The following is a 16,297-nucleotide window of genomic DNA, read 5'->3' as shown; positions in this document are numbered from 1 at the left end:
CTTTTAATTATCATCTCTTATGGTATATTATACTAGTAAAAAGAACGTTTTAAAGGTGGTAAAATGAAATCAAAAATAATGGCGCTTATTAGGTTTATCCTAATTTTGATAATATTAGCCTGCATAGCAATTTTAGGAAAAAGAGGTCTAGATTACTGGACTAATATGAAAAATAATAGATATATAGAAAACTTATCTAAAGAAGCAGAAGAAGACGTAGCTAGAGATGAAGGACAAAGCAGCAAAGATGGCAAAGAAAGTGACCCTCTTGCTAGACTTGAAAAAGTTCACCTAAGCCTACTTAAGAAATTAAAAGAGCAAAATTCAGATGTTATTGCTGTTATAGAAATTCCTGGTACAGGCATAAAATATCCGATCCTTCAAGGACCTGACAATGATTTCTATCTAAGAAAGGGCCTAAATAAGGAGTATGATATAGCTGGATCAATTTTTATGGATGTTTATAATTCAAGTGATATTACAGATGATAACTCTGTTATCTATGGTCACCATCTTGAGATTGACTCTATGTTTACACCTCTTGACCAATATAGAAAGCAAGAATTTGCAGAAAAGCACAGGACAATATATCTTACAACAGAAGATGGTCTTCGTGAATATTTGATATTTTCTGCCTATGGAATCCCATCAGATTATGACTATAGGACTTTAGATTTCACCTATACAGGGGATAAGGTACCATATTATAATAAATTAAGGTCAAACTCTGAGGTAAGCCTTGATACCAGAGCATTTAAGGAAGATGATACAATTATTACTCTTTCAACATGCCAATATGATTATGCAGATCAAAGGCTAGCATTGCATGCGCTTAGGATTAGATAATGAGATTTGAAACAAAAGATAAAAGAGAATTAAATATCGAAGAAACTTCCCTGGGCTTAAAACTTAGGGAAGATTCTTTTAATCCGACCCATATTTTTGAGTGTGGTCAATGTTTTAACTTCAAGCTTGAAGAAGACGGGTCTTATACGGCTGTTTTTTTAGGGAAAATCATAAATTTACTAGAATGTGATGGCTACACACTTATAAGAAATGTGAGCCTTGATGAATTTTATGATATTTTTTATGATTACTTTGATTTTGGAACAGATTATGGATCTATTAGGGATTTTCTTTCAAAAGATGATACCCTAAGGGATGCGTGCGACTATGGTTATGGTATCAGGATTTTAAATCAAGAATTATTTGAAACAACAATTTCTTTTATAATTTCTGCTAATAACCAAATACCAAGGATTAAAAAGGCAGTTAGGATAATTTCTGAAAGATATGGAGACTATCTTGGTGATTATATGGAATCTTCTTATTATTCCTTCCCAAGACCAGAAGTCTTGGCCAAGGTTGATCCACTAGAGCTTAGAGAACACGCTAGAGTAGGCTTTCGTGATGTAAGGATAGTTGAAACAGCTAAGGCCTTTGTGGATGGCTTTTTAAATTTTGAAGATGAGAAAAATCTTACAGATTTAGACCTTCACAAGAGGTTAAATGAGCTGCCAGGCATAGGTCCAAAGGTTGCTGATTGTATAATGCTCTTTGCCTACCACAGGAGGGAGACCTTCCCTGTAGATGTGTGGATTAAAAGAGTCATGGAAACACTTTACATCGGCAAGGAAGTGCCTAAAAAGCAAGTCGATAACTATGCTAGGGAAATCTTTGGAAATCTTGCAGGCTATGCCCAACAATATTTATTTTACTATGGCAGAGAAAATGCTATAGGCAAATGAAAATAAACTTCAAGTGATTTTGGAAAATTATAGTTGTTTGATTTTATAAAAATCCTAAGGCTTTAATATTGAAAATGAAAAAAGAGTTGAATTCTTTGGTGAATTTCAACTCTTTTTTATTGATAATTTATAAAGTCTTTATTATTTCAAAAAGTTCTCTAGCTGATTTTAGTGGACCATCTGTTTCCATGCCTTCTACACCTAGTTGGGTTCTTATGACTCCAACTTTTGTCTTATCCATAAATAGCTTTGAGAAATAGCCTTCGATTAGTTGGTCGCAAACTTTTTGTTTTTGGTAAGGGCCAAATGGGTTTGCGAAGTAGGATTCTACAAGTCCTGTCTCTGTAGTTGTTCCCTTAGCAAACCTTGCTCCACGTTTAAATACCTTGATTGCATCTTCTTTGTTATCGAAAAATTCGATTGACTTATCATCTTCTTTTATCTTGTCATAGTTATTTGCGTAGAGGAAGAAGTTTACTTCATAGCCTGCCATGATTTGTGAATAATCGGCTACCGGCATGATTAGTCTTGCATTTATCTTATCTGGGTTCATGAAGATTGACCTATCTATTTGCTTGAAGGCATAGCCAGAATCTAGGTCATCTAGCCTTACGAAGGCACCGATTTCTGTACCGTAGGCCTTGACCTTGTCATCTTTAATTCTGAATGTGCCCATATCATCAAAGATTACTGTCATATCCTTTATATAGTCCTTGGCAAGGGTTCTGAAGGCTTCGATTGATTCGCTCTTTCCAGCTCCGCTATCGCCTAGGATTACAACATTGGCACTCTTGCCATTTTGTAAAACTACATTTACACCTGCACCGTGGATTGGGAGATAGGATTTTTTCATTGAGATGATATTTGATAGGGTTAGACACATTTTCTTAAGATAACCGAAGTAATCTTTCTTGTCTGAATAATTTACATAACCTATTAAAAGGCCTGACTTATCTTCGTAGAAGACGTTTTGGTCTTTAGAATTTTCTCCGCCAAATACATAGATAGCATCTGGTCTGTTATTTTGAATTTCCTCTTCATCGGCTAGGTCAAAAAGGTTTGATGCTGATATGCCATGGGTGATGAGGTTTTGGTGGAAGTAGATGTAGATTAAATTATCTCCAACTCTTGCTGGATAGCATAAAAATTCGTCTGTATCTATGTCAAGATGGGTGATAGGGTTATTTTCTACTTCTTCAAAGAAACCGTCCCTCTTATTTGATTTTGTATAGGTTATATAAGGGGTTTCGATCATTACCTTGGTTATGAAAGGAATTTCATTTAGGTAGGCATAATCTTTTGGATAGGCTATCTCAAAATTTTTGACTATCATTGAAGCATTGGCACCGGCTGGTACTTGTCTAAATACCTTTGGACTTTTGCCTGTAACTGATACTTCTACCTTTCTGTAGATTTCAAGGATAAGGTCCTTAAATCTGATATTTGAAGATAGGAAGTTTTCTACTTCTAAGCCCCTATCATAGTCAGATTGTTCGATAATTGAGTATCTTTCTAGCTTTCTCCAATAGTCGTAGACATCTTCTACGATTCTTGTTAGGGCTTCTCTTTCCTTGTTTAGGTCGTGGTACTTGTTGATTTTTTCGCTGATTTCATCAAGGCTCATAACTGTAAGAATCTTTGTTATGTCCCTAATTTCGCTTGCAAGAGCCTCTATATCTGATGACCTAAAAAATTTTTCTAGGTAGGTATAGATTCTTGTCCTGTTTTCTTTGTGGTGATTTACAAAAGAGCAAATGACTTCAAAGAAGCCCTCGCTTTTTAGCAAGTCATCGGAGTTGTTGAAATAGGCCTTTGAAAAGTTAATTACGGCCTTGTTGTTAGATATATTTATTTCTTTTCTCATGGTTTCTCCTCTAAACTTATTTCTTTTCTTAGACTTTATTTTACTACTAATTTAAAGAAAAACTAATTGAATTAATACCATATAGACAAAAGTGCCTACAGATATTGAAATAAAGAGCTTTTTAAATTTAGCATGGAGAATAATTACTGTAGCTGATGCTATTATTTCAGGCAGTCCATAAGGGTAGGCCAAAACATTTATATTTCTTAAGGCAAAAACTACAAGTAGGGGCATAAGGGCAAAGGGTAAGTACTTGCCAAAATATTTAATTAAATCAGGCAGGTCTTTTTTTGAAAAGAAGAAAAAAGGTGTTGACCTGATTAAAAAAGTAGTTAGGGCTGATGCAAAGACTATCATTAGTATTCTAGACATTTTTTTCCTCGATTCTTTCCCTGAGGCCATATAGGCTTAAAACAATTAAAAGTAGTGCTGGTATCATAAAATTATCTGGCTTAAATATCAAAAGTGCTACTATAGATAGGGCTAGGCCAATCTTTAGTGGCTTGTGGTTTTTAGTTGCAAAATATTGCTCAACCAAGAGCACTAGGAAAAGTGCGGTTAGGACAAAGTCCATCCCCATGGTATTAAAGCTAATTAGATTGCCAAGTAGGGCGCCTATGTAAGTAGCGATAGCCCATACCAAATAATTTATAAGGCCAATTGCCAAGAAAAAATCACTTTTTTTGACATCTGCTGGTGGCTTAATAGAAGTATCAAGGGCGAAGGTTTCATCTGAAAGTGTTAATATAAAGAGAAACTTGCTCCTTGAACTCTTGTATTCTTTGATCATGCTTACCCCATAAAACATCATCCTTATGTTGACTGATAGGGTTAGGATAATAATTGCTATGATAGAAATATCAGTCTTAAGGAGGGGTAGTATTATAAATTGCATGCTACCAGCATAGATTGTTAGTGATAAAAATGGTGCGAAAAGTGGGTTGTAACCCTCTTGACTGACCATAATACCAAAGGTTATACCTAAAAACATATAGCCGATTATAACTGGTACTGTATAGGGCAAGGCCCTTTCAAAAGCTTTTTTCATAAAAATTCCTTTCTAATAAAATCTTTATTACCTAAAAATTATAAATATCATTACAGGTATTTTACTTAATTCTTAACAAATTCTCAATAGTTTACATAAAATTTAACACTTTATCCGAAAAAATATAAAAATGTTTGCTAAAAAGCTTATAAATCGTATAATATAGCAGGTTAAGTAGAATTCTAAGAAGAGGAGAAATCATGAAAGACTATGACATTATTGTAGTAGGTGCAGGAGCAGCAGGAGCTTTTTTGGCTTATGAATTAACTAAGCTTGATACAAAGAAAAAGGTCCTCATAATCGATGGTGGTAGAAAAGTAGAAAACAGGTCTTGTCCGATTACAGATGGCAAGGTTGACCACTGCATAGGATGTAAGCCATGTAACATCATGTATGGTTTTGGTGGTGCAGGCACCCTATCTGACGGCAAATACAACATAACAACCAATTTTGGTGGAGATTTACATAGGTATGTTGGAGAAAAAAAGGCCATGGAGCTTATGGAATATGTAGATAGTGTCCTAATGGATTTTGACGGAGGAGATGACCTTGAGTTATATTCCACAGACAAAAACAACCTTAAGACAATATGCCTAAGACATGACCTTCACTTATTAGATGCCAAGGTTCGCCACTTTGGTACGGATAGAAACAAGCTAATCCTTCAAAGAATCTTTGACTATGTAAAAGATAAGATAGACTTTGAATTTTCAACCATGGTCACCGATGTAGACTATGAAGATGAAAAATATATAGTTAAAACTAATAAGGGAGAAACTTTCAGGGCTGATGATATAGTTCTTGCTGCAGGTAGGTCTGGATCTAAGTGGATAGGTGAGGTTTGTGATAAATTCAATATCAAATCTAAGAGAAATAGGGTTGATATAGGCCTTAGGATAGAAGTGCCAGCAGAAGTCTTTAAGCATATAACAGATGATGTTTATGAAGCAAAGATAATGTATCAAACCAAGCAATATAATGACGTTGTAAGGACATTTTGTATGAACCCTTACGGTCATGTTGTAACAGAAAACACTAATGGAATCCTAACTGTAAATGGCCACTCCTTTACAGATTCTAAGTTACAATCAGCAAACACAAACTTTGCCCTTCTGGTTACAAATAGGTTTACAGAGCCATTTGAAGACTCAAATGAATATGGTGAATCAATAGCTAGGCTTTCAAATATGCTAGGTGGGGGAGTTTTGATGCAAAGATTTGGAGACCTAATCAAGGGTCGTCGTTCATCAGAAAGAAGAATGGCCAAGTCCTTTACCAAGCCAACCATGCAGGCAACACCAGGAGATTTATCTCTAGTAATGCCAAAGAGACAGCTTGATGATATAATCGAGATGATCTACCAGCTAGATAAGATAGCACCAGGTATGGCAAATGATGATACCTTATTATATGGAATCGAAGTTAAATTCTACAACTCAGAAGTAGAAGTAGATGATAAATTTGAATCAACCCAAAAAGGCCTATATTGTATAGGTGATGGTTCAGGAGCAACCCACTCTCTATCCCAAGCATCAGCTTGTGGAATAGAAGTTGCAAGAGTTTTAGCCTAATGAAATACATCTACCAAGAGATAAGAAAAGCAGATGGCATAATTTTAAGGGGTGTGATAAACACCCCTGATGATTTTGATGCCAACAAGAAATACCCAACAGCCATCTTCTTTCACGGTTTTGGGGGTGATAGGAATGGGTCAACAGATTTTAGAATCCAACATTCAAAATATCTTACAGATAGAGGCTTTGTCACAATCAGATTTGATTTTTCAGGTTCTGGTGAATCAGACGGAAGCTTTTATGATATGACCGTATCAAGAGAGCTTGAAGAAGCAGAAATGATAAATGACTTTGCAAGGCTTAAATATTTCGTTGACAAGGATAAGATTTTCTGGATAGGTCATTCCCTAGGTGGAGTAATATCAACACTTCTAGCCTATAAACTAAAGCCTAAGGCCATAGTACTTTTAGCTCCAGCAAGCGATATGAACGATAAGGACTATCTAAAGGTCATGGCAAAGACAGTGTTTGAGGGAGAAGCCCTAAGTCAGAGCAAGATAAAGGCTGGCCAATCTTTCGATGAGCTTGTAGCAAGCATTAGGGATGCTGATATTGGAGGAAAGAGACTCCATATCAATTTCCTCTTGGACTTTATACTAAAGGATATCTATGGCAAGGCCAAAGAATATGAAGGCAAGGTACAAATCCTAAGAGGAAATAAGGATGCCTTGGTATTTAGGGATGCAAATGAGAAATTGCAAAAAGCTTTCAAATATGCGACCTATGAAGAAATCGACCAAGCAGACCACTCCTTTACCAATGAAGATGTGAGAAACATCGTCTTTTCCAAGACTTATGAGTTTTTGAAAAATTTAATTTAGAAATCAGCCACTTTTGTGGCTTTTCTTGTGCCAAAAAAGATGAAAAGCTTTAAAAAACTGTTATAATAAAACTATGGAAAAAATACTAATTACCACAAGCTTCGGCCTTGAAAGCCTAGTCAAATTTCAACTAAGAGATTTAGGCTATGAAGATTTTGAAGTAAGTGATGGGATGATTGTCTTAAATGGCAAGATTAGCGACTTAGGAAAATTAAATATAAATTTAAGGCATGCAGATAGGATCTTCCTAGAAATAGGATCTTTTATGGCAAGAGATTTTGAGGAACTCTTTGAGGGAGTAAATAAAATTTCTTGGCAAAATATCTTAAATAAGGACAGCAATTTTATAGTAAATGCAAGGACCTACAAGTCTATGCTATTTTCTTTAAGGTCAATCCAATCTATAAGCGAAAAGGCCATAATAGATAAGTTAAGGGCCTTTTATAAGGTCAAACATTTTGAAAAATCAGCCGAAAGAGTCAAAATCGAGATAATGCTAGATAGGGATAGGGCAAGTATCTGCCTTGATACATCTGGAGAGGGTCTTCATAAGAGAGGCTATAGGGAGGATTCTGTAAAGGCACCCCTCAGGGAAAATATTGCGGCAGCCCTTGTAGACCTATCTTTTTATAAGCCAGAAAGATTTTTATTCGATGGCTTTTGTGGGTCGGGGACAATCCTTATAGAAGCTGCAAGGATAGCTAGAAATATAGCCCCTGGCATAGATAGGGACTTTGACTTTAATAAATTTAAATTTATAGGGCCTGAAGTTTATCAAGATGCTAAAAAAGAAGCCTTAGCAAGGATAGATTATTCTAAAAAGCTAAATATCTTAGGCTCAGACATATCAGGCAGGGCCATAAGTCTTGCCAAGCAAAATGCCATAAATGCCGGTGTAGAAGAAGATATATCTTTTATAACAAGAGATATTTCATCTGTGGCACTTAAGGATGATTACGGTATATTTATATCCAATCCACCCTACGGACTTAGGCTATCTGACATAAATATGGACGAAATTTATAAAAAGATAAACAACAAGCTAGCAAGGCTTGACACCTGGTCTTTATATTTTATAAGCGCAGATGATAAGTTTGATAGGAAATTTAAGAGGAAATTATCTAGAAAAAGAAAGTTATATAATGGTGGCCAAAAGGTAGATTTCTACCAATATTATGGCAAAAAACCAAGCAAGGAGGACTTTTGACAGACGAAAGAAACAACAAGAAGTCTAGAGGACTTTTAATAGGCTTACTTGTAATAATAGGATTATATTTAATAGTAACAGTGGTCTTTGCTTTTATAGCCCTTCCAAATACCTTTGTAAATGGTAAGGACATATCATATGCATCTAAAGAAGAGGCATTTAAGAAGCCAGCTGAAAGCTTTTCTATAAATATCAAAGGCAGGGATGAAAGAGCTACAACAATCAACCTTAAAGATGTAGATTATAAGGCATCAATCCCAGAATCAGCATCTATTGACCAAAACCCATTCAAATGGCCACTAGCCTTTGCAAATGTGGCGAATGATGAATTTACTTTTGATTATAATATAAAATATGATGAGAAAAAATTAGAAAAACTCGTAAGTACATCTGCCCTTATGATAAATGTTACAAAGCCAGAAAATGCAAGTTTAAAATACAACGACGGGGCCTTTACAATAATACCAGAAGTAATGGGAAATATGATCGACCCTAACAAACTTGATGCAAAAATAAAGGATGCTATTTATTCTCACAAGGAAGAAATAGTCCTAGATGATAGTGATTATATCAATCCTCAAGTTAAAAATAATTCAAAAGAATTAGAAAAATTATTAGCAGATGGAAAGACAATAGAGGGTTTAAAAGTAAAATTCAACTTCAATGGATTTGACATAAAGCTTGAAGGACAAGAACTTGTCGATATGTTTGATACAAATGGAACAAGCTTTGAATTAAACTATGATAGACTTGCTAAATTTATTGAAGAAGTAGCTGATAAAACCAATACCTATGGCAAAAACAGAACATTTTCTGCAACTGGCATAGGAAAGATTACTGTAAATCCAGGAGTTTACGGTTTTATCTTAGACCAAGCAGCAACAATAGATAAGGTATATGAACTAATCAACACTAGAAAATCCGGAGATATAGAACCAGTTTATCAAAGGGCTGGTTATGCTAGATATGAAGATGGTGGGGATTTAGGTGATAGCTATATAGAAGTAGACCTATCAAGACAATATATGTGGTATTATCAAGATGGAAACATAGTTTTAGAAACATCAATAGTATCAGGTCTACCTACATCCACTACCTGGGCAAGCAACGTAGGTGTAGGCTCAATCCAATCTAAACAAAGAAATACAACCCTCAAGGGTGCAGATATGAATGGTGGAAGGTATGCAACCCCAGTATCTTATTGGATGCCAATAGGATGGGATGGAGAAGGCTTCCACGATGCTCCATGGAGAGGCGGCTTTGGCGGAGGAATATATTTCTCAAACGGTAGCCACGGTTGTCTAAATATGCCACCAGCAATGGCAGCCAAGCTATTTGAAATGGTACCATTTGGCCTACCGGTAGTTGTATATGAATCAAGCACAAGCAACAGTCCAGCTATGTCTTATTAGGAAGAAAGATGATAAAAATTGAAAATGTGACCTATACCTACCCAGGTATAGACGAAGAAACAGAAGGAAAGACAGCTTTGGATAATATATCCATTGATATAGAAAAGGGGGACTTTGTAGCAATTTTGGGCCACAACGGCTCAGGCAAGTCCACCCTTGGCAAGCTCTTGAATGCTCAAATTTCGCCAAGTGCAGGCACAATAAGTATAGATGGGATAGTCAGTAATGAAGAAAACCAGTGGGAGATAAGAAAAAAATGCTCAATGGTATTTCAAAATCCTGATAACCAAATGGTTGCCACAACTGTCGAAGAAGAAGTTGCCTTTGGGCCAGAAAATCTAAGGGTAGAGCATCCTGAACTTAGGGAAAGGGTAGATAAGGCCATCGACCTAGTTGGTATGAGTGCCTTTAAGAAAAGAAACCCATCTAACCTCTCAGGTGGCCAAAAGCAGAGGGTATCAATTGCGGGTGTTATTGCCATGCTATCAGATTATATAATCTTTGATGAACCAACAGCCATGCTTGATCCCCAAGGTCGTAAGGATGTAATTGAGTTAATCCAAAGCTTAAATAAAGATTACAAGAAAACAATAATCTACGTTACCCACTACATGGAAGAGGCTGTCCTTGCCGATAAGATAGTAGTCCTAGATTCGGGCAAAAAGGCCCTAGAGGGCACAAGCAGAGAAGTCTTCTCCCAAGTAGATAAGATGAAAGAGCTAGGCCTAGCAGTGCCACAAGTGACAGAAGTAGCTTACGGACTTTCAAAAAAAGGGGTCGAATTTGATAGACTACCCCTTACAGCTGAGGAGTTTTTGGAAAGCATATGAAAATAGAAATAAAGGATGTTGATTATATCTACAACGAGGGCCTGCCAAATGAGGTATATGCCCTAAAAGATATCAACCTAGAGATAAATAGCAAAGAAATAATAGGCCTTATAGGCCAAACGGGCTCAGGTAAGTCAACCCTAGTCCAACTTTTAAATGGTCTTTTGATCCCAAGTCATGGAGATGTCATAATAGATGGAATAAATTCTAAGGAAAAGGCAAAGAGAAAGGCTGCCAGATTTAAGGTTGGCCTAGTCTTCCAATATCCAGAAAACCAGCTATTTGAAGAAACCATAGCCAAAGATATTGCCTTTGGTCCTAAAAATATGGGCCTTAAGGAAGATGAGATTGACAAGAGAGTTAGATCTGCCATGGCCAAGGTAGGCCTTGATTATGAGACCTATAAGGATGTATCACCTTTTGAAATATCAGGTGGTCAGCAAAGAAGGGTTGCCGTTGCAGGAATCCTTTCGATGAATCCAAAGGTTTTGGTTTTAGATGAGCTTACAGCAGGACTTGACCCTATAGGACGAGATGAGATATTTTCTGAAATCCTAGATATATACAATAATGACGATGAGCTTTCGATAGTATTAGTTAGCCATTCTATGGAAGATGTGGCAGAATATGTTGATAGGGTAATTGTTATGAACAAGGGAGAAGTTTACTCAGATAAGTCAACTTTTGAGACCTTCACCCAAGTAGACCTAGAATCAATCGGACTTGATGTACCTCAAATTACAAAATTTATGAGGGCCTACAAGAAGAAAAATCCAGATGTAGATGATAAAATTTACACAGTTGATAAGGCGATAGAAGAACTTTACAAGCACTTAGGAGCTAAGAATGGCTAATATTACAATAGGACAATACCTACCTTTTGATACCTTCATCCACAGGCTTGACCCAAGAGTTAAGATTGTGGGGGTATTTTTATATATAATTACAATATTTTTTGTTAAGGACTTTTACACTTATATTCCCTTTGTAATTCTTTTAATAGCTATGCTTGCAGTTGCAAAGATACCATTTAAGTCAATCCTTAGGTCCCTTAAGCCCTTAATTTTCATAATAGTACTAACAGGTCTAATTAACCTTGTAACCACACCAGGCAAGGTAATCTTTACAGTCGGACCTCTTAAATTTACTGAAGAAGGACTCTATAGGACTGCCTTTACAATTTTAAGGCTAATCCTAATAATCTTATCAACATCAGTCCTAACTTACACAACAAGTCCAATGGAATTAACCTATGGTCTAGAAAAGCTATTTTCACCACTTAAAAAGATTGGTTTTCCAGCAGGAGAGCTTGCTATGATGATATCAATATCACTAAGGTTTATCCCAACACTCTTTGATGAAGCAAATAAGATAAAGATGGCCCAGATGGCAAGAGGAGCTGACTTTGAAAGTGGAAATATCATAGATAGGGCCGTGTCAATGGTTCCACTACTTGTGCCTTTGTTTATAAATGCCCTAAAAAGATCAGGAGATCTTGCAACAGCTATGGAAGCTAGGCTTTATAGGATAGGCGAAGAGCGCACAAGATTAAATGAAATTCATATGAAAAAGATCGATTGGATAAGCCTAATTGGCTTTACAATCTTTTGTATAATCATAATAGTAATGTATTTTGTATGGTAAAAAATGTACTGATGGAAGTAGCCTTTGATGGGTCAGGCTTTTCTGGAGTTCAATACCAAAAGGATGTAAGAACCATCGAAGAAGAAATAAAAAAGGCAGTCAATAAGGTAAGTGGGGAAGAAAACAGGATAATAGCTTGCGGAAGGACAGATAGGGGAGTACATGCTAGGAGTTTTTATTTTAATTTCCTAACTGCATCTGATATAAATCCCAAGGCCTTTTCCTACCATATCCAAGCTCATCTGCCTGATGATATTTTAGCCCTTTCTTCAAAGGAAGTAGACCTTAATTTCCACGCTAGATTTTCTTGCCTAGATAAGACCTACAAGTATGTAATCTATCAAGATAGGCTTATGCATCCAGTATACAGGTTTTATATGGAAAATATAACATATAGGCTTGATTTAGATAAGTTAAAAGAGGGGCTTGATGTCCTAAAAGGAACCCATGATTTTAGGCTCTTTATGAAGGAAGATACAGACCTTAAGATAAATACTATAAGGACAATCGATGATTGTTATTTTAGTCAAGATGGTCCTAGGCTAAATTTATTTTTTAGGGCAAATTCATTTCTTCATAACCAAGTTAGGATAATGTCAGGTAGCCTAGTAGAACTTGCCAGAGGCAAGTTAAGTCTTGATGAATTTAGGGCCTTTTTTGACAAAGAAAATAAAAAAAGAGCAAATCCAGCCCTTTCTCCAGCAGGGCTTTATTTATGGGAGGTAAGATATTGATAAAAATAGATGTATTTAAAGAGTTAAAAGCTCTTCTAATCCTTATATTTATAGGCTCTTCTATATTTTTTGTAAGGGAAGAATTATTTCTTGCCTACCTAATCCTCATAAGTATATTCACCCTAATCTTAAATTTTTATATAAAAATAAATGAATTAGTAGTTACAAAGCAATTTTTTTTGATTTTTATATCATTAATAAATGTATTTTCTCTTGTTTTTGTGATACAATATTTACTAAGAGGAGAAATAAATTCAAAACTACTAGAATTAGTTTTTGCAAATTTTATGGTTAAAGCAAATAGCCTTTATTACGTGGGATGGCTATTTGTAATGACTTTTGGCATATTAGTAAATCAAAATATAGGCGGTGGTGACAGTGGACGATAAGAAGATAAAGATAGATGAAGATTTAATAGAAGATAAGAAAAAAGTAGAGTTCGAAAGTAAAAAAGACAAGGAAAATAGATTCAATACAGAATTTCAATTGCCTAACCCTCTAAAGAGTATAAAAGAGCTTAACAAGAGGTCTTTAGTTTTTGGGATAATTGCAGTAATCCTTATAGGCCTTGTAATATTTATGATTAGTTCAAGGAAGAATGCATCTATCAAAAATGCTTCTACAAGCAGTCAAATAGATGAAAATTCCTACAACCAATCAAGAATTATGAGGGTTGACTTAAACCAAATCAAATCTATAGATTTTGACCTTGGTTCATCAGATGTTAGAATCCAAAGGTCACCAACAAATCCTTATATAGAATACACCCAATTATATAGGGGAGAAGATGATGCCTATAAGCTTGATGTAAGCTTTGAGGGCGGAGTTTTAAAACTTAAGTCCAAAATCGAGGGCAAAAATCTTTACATGAAGGATAAAATTCCAATAGTAAGGATTTTCTTGCCATCAGAAGGCGGTATCGAAGAGATTAAGGGCTCAATTGGAGCAGGTGATGTAAAGATTGATGACCTAGAAGTTAAAAACTTTGACCTAAAGATAAGAAGTGGAAATATTAGCTTAAACAATGGCTTTTTCCAAGGATCTATCACAAATGAGTCAGGATCTATTTCCCTAGATAAGAGCGAAATATCAAACACAATCCTTAAGACTACTACAGGTGATATAAAGATAACTGACAGCAAGTTAGGTAACAGACTAGACTTTGAAACTCAAACAGGAGATATCTTAGTAGATGCTAGGGATAAGATTGATAACTACGATCTTACAGCAAATCTTGAAGTGGGTAACTTCGTTCTTGGCAATATTTCATATAGAAATATAAAAGATGGCTACCAGTCAGAAAATAAGGGCAAAAATAAGGTAACCCTTAGAACAAAAATTGGTGACATCGTCTTTAATAGGGGCGAGGGAGCCAAGCTAGAACATGAAGAGTACCTAACAAATGAATCTAAGATTAAAAAAACAAAAGACAACGCCTTAGAAAAAAACATCGACAGGACTGAAAGAGAAAACAAAGAAAGAGAAGAATCTGAAGAAGATTCTGATCAAACAGACTCAGAAGACCAAAATGATACAAATATTGAAAATAGTGATGAAGAAAATAATTAAGTCCTAGGGCTTAATTATTTTTTTAAGGATAAATATGACAGGAAAAATATTAAACAAACTAAAAAAATACTTTGGCTATGACTCCTTTAGGGCAGGCCAGGAGGATTTGATAAATAATATCCTAGAAGGAAGGGATGTGCTCGGAGTCCTACCTACCGGTGGAGGTAAATCAATTTGCTACCAGTTGCCAGCACTAATAAAGAATGGGACAGCTATTGTTATCTCTCCCTTAATTTCTTTAATGAAAGACCAAGTTGATGCCCTGAGGGAAGATGGGATAAGGGCGTGTTTTATAAACTCAAGCCAGGACTATGAGACTTATGTTAACACACTAAAAGAAGTAAGAAATGGGGAAATAAAGCTATTATATGTGTCGCCAGAAAGGCTAGAAAATGAGTTTTTTAGAGATTTTTTAAAAGATATTGACATAAGTTTTGTGGCAGTTGATGAAGCCCACTGCATATCCCAATGGGGCCATGACTTTAGGCCTTCTTATAAGTTAATACCAGAGCTTTACGAAATTCTAGGTGATGACCTACAAATCCTAGCCTTCACAGCAACAGCTACAAGAGAGGTAAGGGAAGATATAATAGCAAATCTAAGGCTTAAGGATCCCTTTGTCAAAATTACAGGTTTTGATAGGCCCAACCTTAAGTTTGAAATCAAAAAACCCAAGGAAAAGCTCAAATTTTTGAGAGACTATCTCAAAGATCACGAAAATGAATCGAGCATAATCTACGCATCTACCAGAAAAAGAGTTGATGATATAGATAGGAACTTAAAGGCCCTTGGCATAAAATCCACCAAATACCATGCAGGACTGACTGAGCTTGATAGAAAAAAGGCTCAGGAAGACTTCCTCTTTGATAAAAAAGATATAATCGTAGCGACAAATGCCTTTGGCATGGGGATAGATAAGTCCAATGTCCGTTTTGTAATTCATTACAATATGCCAAAGGATATGGAATCCTACTACCAAGAGGCAGGTAGGGCAGGTCGTGATGGGGAAAACTCTGACTGTATCCTCCTTTACTCAGCCCAAGATATAATCATAAATAAGCACCTAATAAACCAAACTGATAATATGGCTTATAGGAGGATCCAGCTTGAAAAACTCCAAACCATCATAAATTATGTAAATACGAGTAAGTGCCTAAGATCTTATATACTTGAATATTTTGGCCAAGATGCGATTAATGACTGTGGATTTTGCTCAAATTGCCTGGAGACCAGCGAGAAAATCGATAAGACGGTTGACGCCCAGAAGATCCTATCCTGTATTTACAGGCTTGACCAGAGATATGGGATAAATACAGTCGTCGATTGCCTTAGGGGGTCTAAGAATAAAAACTCAAGGGAGAAAAATTTAGAAAATATTTCAACCTTTGGCATCATGGCCAAGACCAGCCAAAAGGAAATCAAGGATATGATCGCAGCCCTTTTAGCAGATGGCTACATCAAGGTCAATGGTCTTGATTATCCAATCCTTGCCCTGACAGAAAAATCAAAGGATATCTTATTTTCCAAAGATAAGTTTTTTATCAGAAAAAGAGAAGAAGAAAAATCCACCAGCAAAAAGCACAAGTCGATGGATTTGGCAAATGTCGACCAAGAAGACCTATTTGAAAGGCTCAGAAGCCTAAGATTAGAGCTTTCAAAACAAAGAAAAATCCCACCATTTATAATATTTTCCGACCAATCCCTAAAGGACATGGCAATAAATAAGCCAAAAACAGAAGAAGAATTTTTAAGGATAAAGGGAGTTGGGGAGAAAAAACTAATCCAATACGGCGACCTTTTTATAACAGAAATTAAAGAATATTTGCGAGACAATTAAAAATCGCTT

The 16,297-nt window shown here is 35.8% G+C and carries 16 protein-coding genes; 13 read left to right on the top strand and 3 right to left on the bottom strand.

Translation table 11 applies throughout. From position 1 onward, the window contains the following. Window positions 1-63: 63 nt before the first annotated feature. A complete protein-coding gene (gene srtB, locus C8269_RS06080) occupies window positions 64-846 on the top strand; it encodes a class B sortase (protein ID WP_106460829.1) in 783 nt (260 codons plus the stop codon). After that, window positions 843-1,748: a DNA-3-methyladenine glycosylase family protein gene (locus C8269_RS06075; protein ID WP_106460828.1), complete on the top strand. Its 906-nt coding sequence runs from the start codon at window positions 843-845 to the stop codon at window positions 1,746-1,748. Before srtB ends, C8269_RS06075 begins: the two co-directional genes overlap by 4 nt. 127 nt (window positions 1,749-1,875) lie before the next feature. On the opposite strand, the gene C8269_RS06070 is transcribed toward C8269_RS06075, so the two are convergent. From C8269_RS06070 to C8269_RS06060, 3 genes are read right to left on the bottom strand one after another with little or no spacing between them, the layout of a single operon-like run. Beyond that, complete coding sequence (locus C8269_RS06070; RefSeq protein WP_106460827.1) at window positions 1,876-3,612, bottom strand: phosphoenolpyruvate carboxykinase; 1,737 nt, start codon at window positions 3,610-3,612, stop codon at window positions 1,876-1,878. Window positions 3,613-3,663: 51 nt separating this feature from the next. After that, window positions 3,664-3,984, bottom strand: coding sequence for a branched-chain amino acid transporter permease (locus C8269_RS06065; protein WP_106460826.1), 321 nt, complete (start codon window positions 3,982-3,984; stop codon window positions 3,664-3,666). Then, entirely contained in the window at window positions 3,977-4,660 is a 684-nt protein-coding gene (locus C8269_RS06060) for an AzlC family ABC transporter permease (RefSeq protein WP_106460825.1), read from the bottom strand. The genes C8269_RS06065 and C8269_RS06060 overlap by 8 nt, the downstream gene beginning before the upstream one ends. A gap of 200 nt (window positions 4,661-4,860) precedes the next feature. Here C8269_RS06060 and C8269_RS06055 point away from each other — a divergent pair, with 200 nt between their 5' ends. The 11 genes from C8269_RS06055 to recQ all read left to right on the top strand — a co-directional run bounded on the left by C8269_RS06055 (window position 4,861) and on the right by recQ (window position 16,288). After that, complete coding sequence (locus C8269_RS06055; RefSeq protein WP_106460824.1) at window positions 4,861-6,231, top strand: NAD(P)/FAD-dependent oxidoreductase; 1,371 nt, start codon at window positions 4,861-4,863, stop codon at window positions 6,229-6,231. Then, entirely contained in the window at window positions 6,231-7,055 is an 825-nt protein-coding gene (locus C8269_RS06050; protein ID WP_106460823.1) for an alpha/beta hydrolase, read from the top strand. The genes C8269_RS06055 and C8269_RS06050 overlap by 1 nt, the downstream gene beginning before the upstream one ends. 73 nt (window positions 7,056-7,128) lie before the next feature. Continuing rightward, a complete protein-coding gene (locus tag C8269_RS06045; protein WP_106460822.1) occupies window positions 7,129-8,262 on the top strand; it encodes a THUMP domain-containing class I SAM-dependent RNA methyltransferase in 1,134 nt (377 codons plus the stop codon). Further along, window positions 8,259-9,674: a L,D-transpeptidase family protein gene (locus C8269_RS06040; RefSeq protein WP_234025840.1), complete on the top strand. Its 1,416-nt coding sequence runs from the start codon at window positions 8,259-8,261 to the stop codon at window positions 9,672-9,674. Before C8269_RS06045 ends, C8269_RS06040 begins: the two co-directional genes overlap by 4 nt. 8 nt (window positions 9,675-9,682) lie before the next feature. Next, window positions 9,683-10,504: an energy-coupling factor transporter ATPase gene (locus tag C8269_RS06035; RefSeq protein WP_106460821.1), complete on the top strand. Its 822-nt coding sequence runs from the start codon at window positions 9,683-9,685 to the stop codon at window positions 10,502-10,504. Next, the gene (locus C8269_RS06030; RefSeq protein WP_106460820.1) at window positions 10,501-11,358 is read left to right on the top strand and encodes an energy-coupling factor transporter ATPase; all 858 of its coding nucleotides are present in this window, start codon (window positions 10,501-10,503) and stop codon (window positions 11,356-11,358) included. The genes C8269_RS06035 and C8269_RS06030 overlap by 4 nt, the downstream gene beginning before the upstream one ends. Then, window positions 11,351-12,148 (top strand): energy-coupling factor transporter transmembrane component T family protein, encoded by a 798-nt coding sequence (locus C8269_RS06025; RefSeq protein ID WP_106460819.1) that lies wholly within the window; start codon window positions 11,351-11,353, stop codon window positions 12,146-12,148. Before C8269_RS06030 ends, C8269_RS06025 begins: the two co-directional genes overlap by 8 nt. Beyond that, the gene (gene truA, locus C8269_RS06020) at window positions 12,142-12,882 is read left to right on the top strand and encodes a tRNA pseudouridine(38-40) synthase TruA (protein ID WP_106460818.1); all 741 of its coding nucleotides are present in this window, start codon (window positions 12,142-12,144) and stop codon (window positions 12,880-12,882) included. Before C8269_RS06025 ends, truA begins: the two co-directional genes overlap by 7 nt. Continuing rightward, window positions 12,879-13,271 carry a hypothetical protein gene (locus C8269_RS06015; protein ID WP_106460817.1) on the top strand — a complete coding sequence of 131 codons (393 nt, stop codon included), beginning with the start codon at window positions 12,879-12,881 and terminating at the stop codon, window positions 13,269-13,271. Before truA ends, C8269_RS06015 begins: the two co-directional genes overlap by 4 nt. Continuing rightward, a complete protein-coding gene (locus C8269_RS06010; protein WP_106460816.1) occupies window positions 13,261-14,451 on the top strand; it encodes a DUF4097 family beta strand repeat-containing protein in 1,191 nt (396 codons plus the stop codon). The genes C8269_RS06015 and C8269_RS06010 overlap by 11 nt, the downstream gene beginning before the upstream one ends. Window positions 14,452-14,485: 34 nt before the next feature. Continuing rightward, a complete protein-coding gene (recQ, locus tag C8269_RS06005; RefSeq protein WP_106460815.1) occupies window positions 14,486-16,288 on the top strand; it encodes a DNA helicase RecQ in 1,803 nt (600 codons plus the stop codon). Window positions 16,289-16,297: the final 9 nt, after the last annotated feature.

The sequence above is a fragment of the Anaerococcus sp. Marseille-P3915 genome (genome assembly GCF_900258475.1).
GTDB classification, from domain to species: Bacteria; Bacillota; Clostridia; order Tissierellales; family Peptoniphilaceae; genus Anaerococcus; species Anaerococcus kampingae.
The sequence above is the reverse complement of the archived record's forward strand: the minus strand, read 5'-3'. Positions and strand labels throughout refer to the sequence as shown.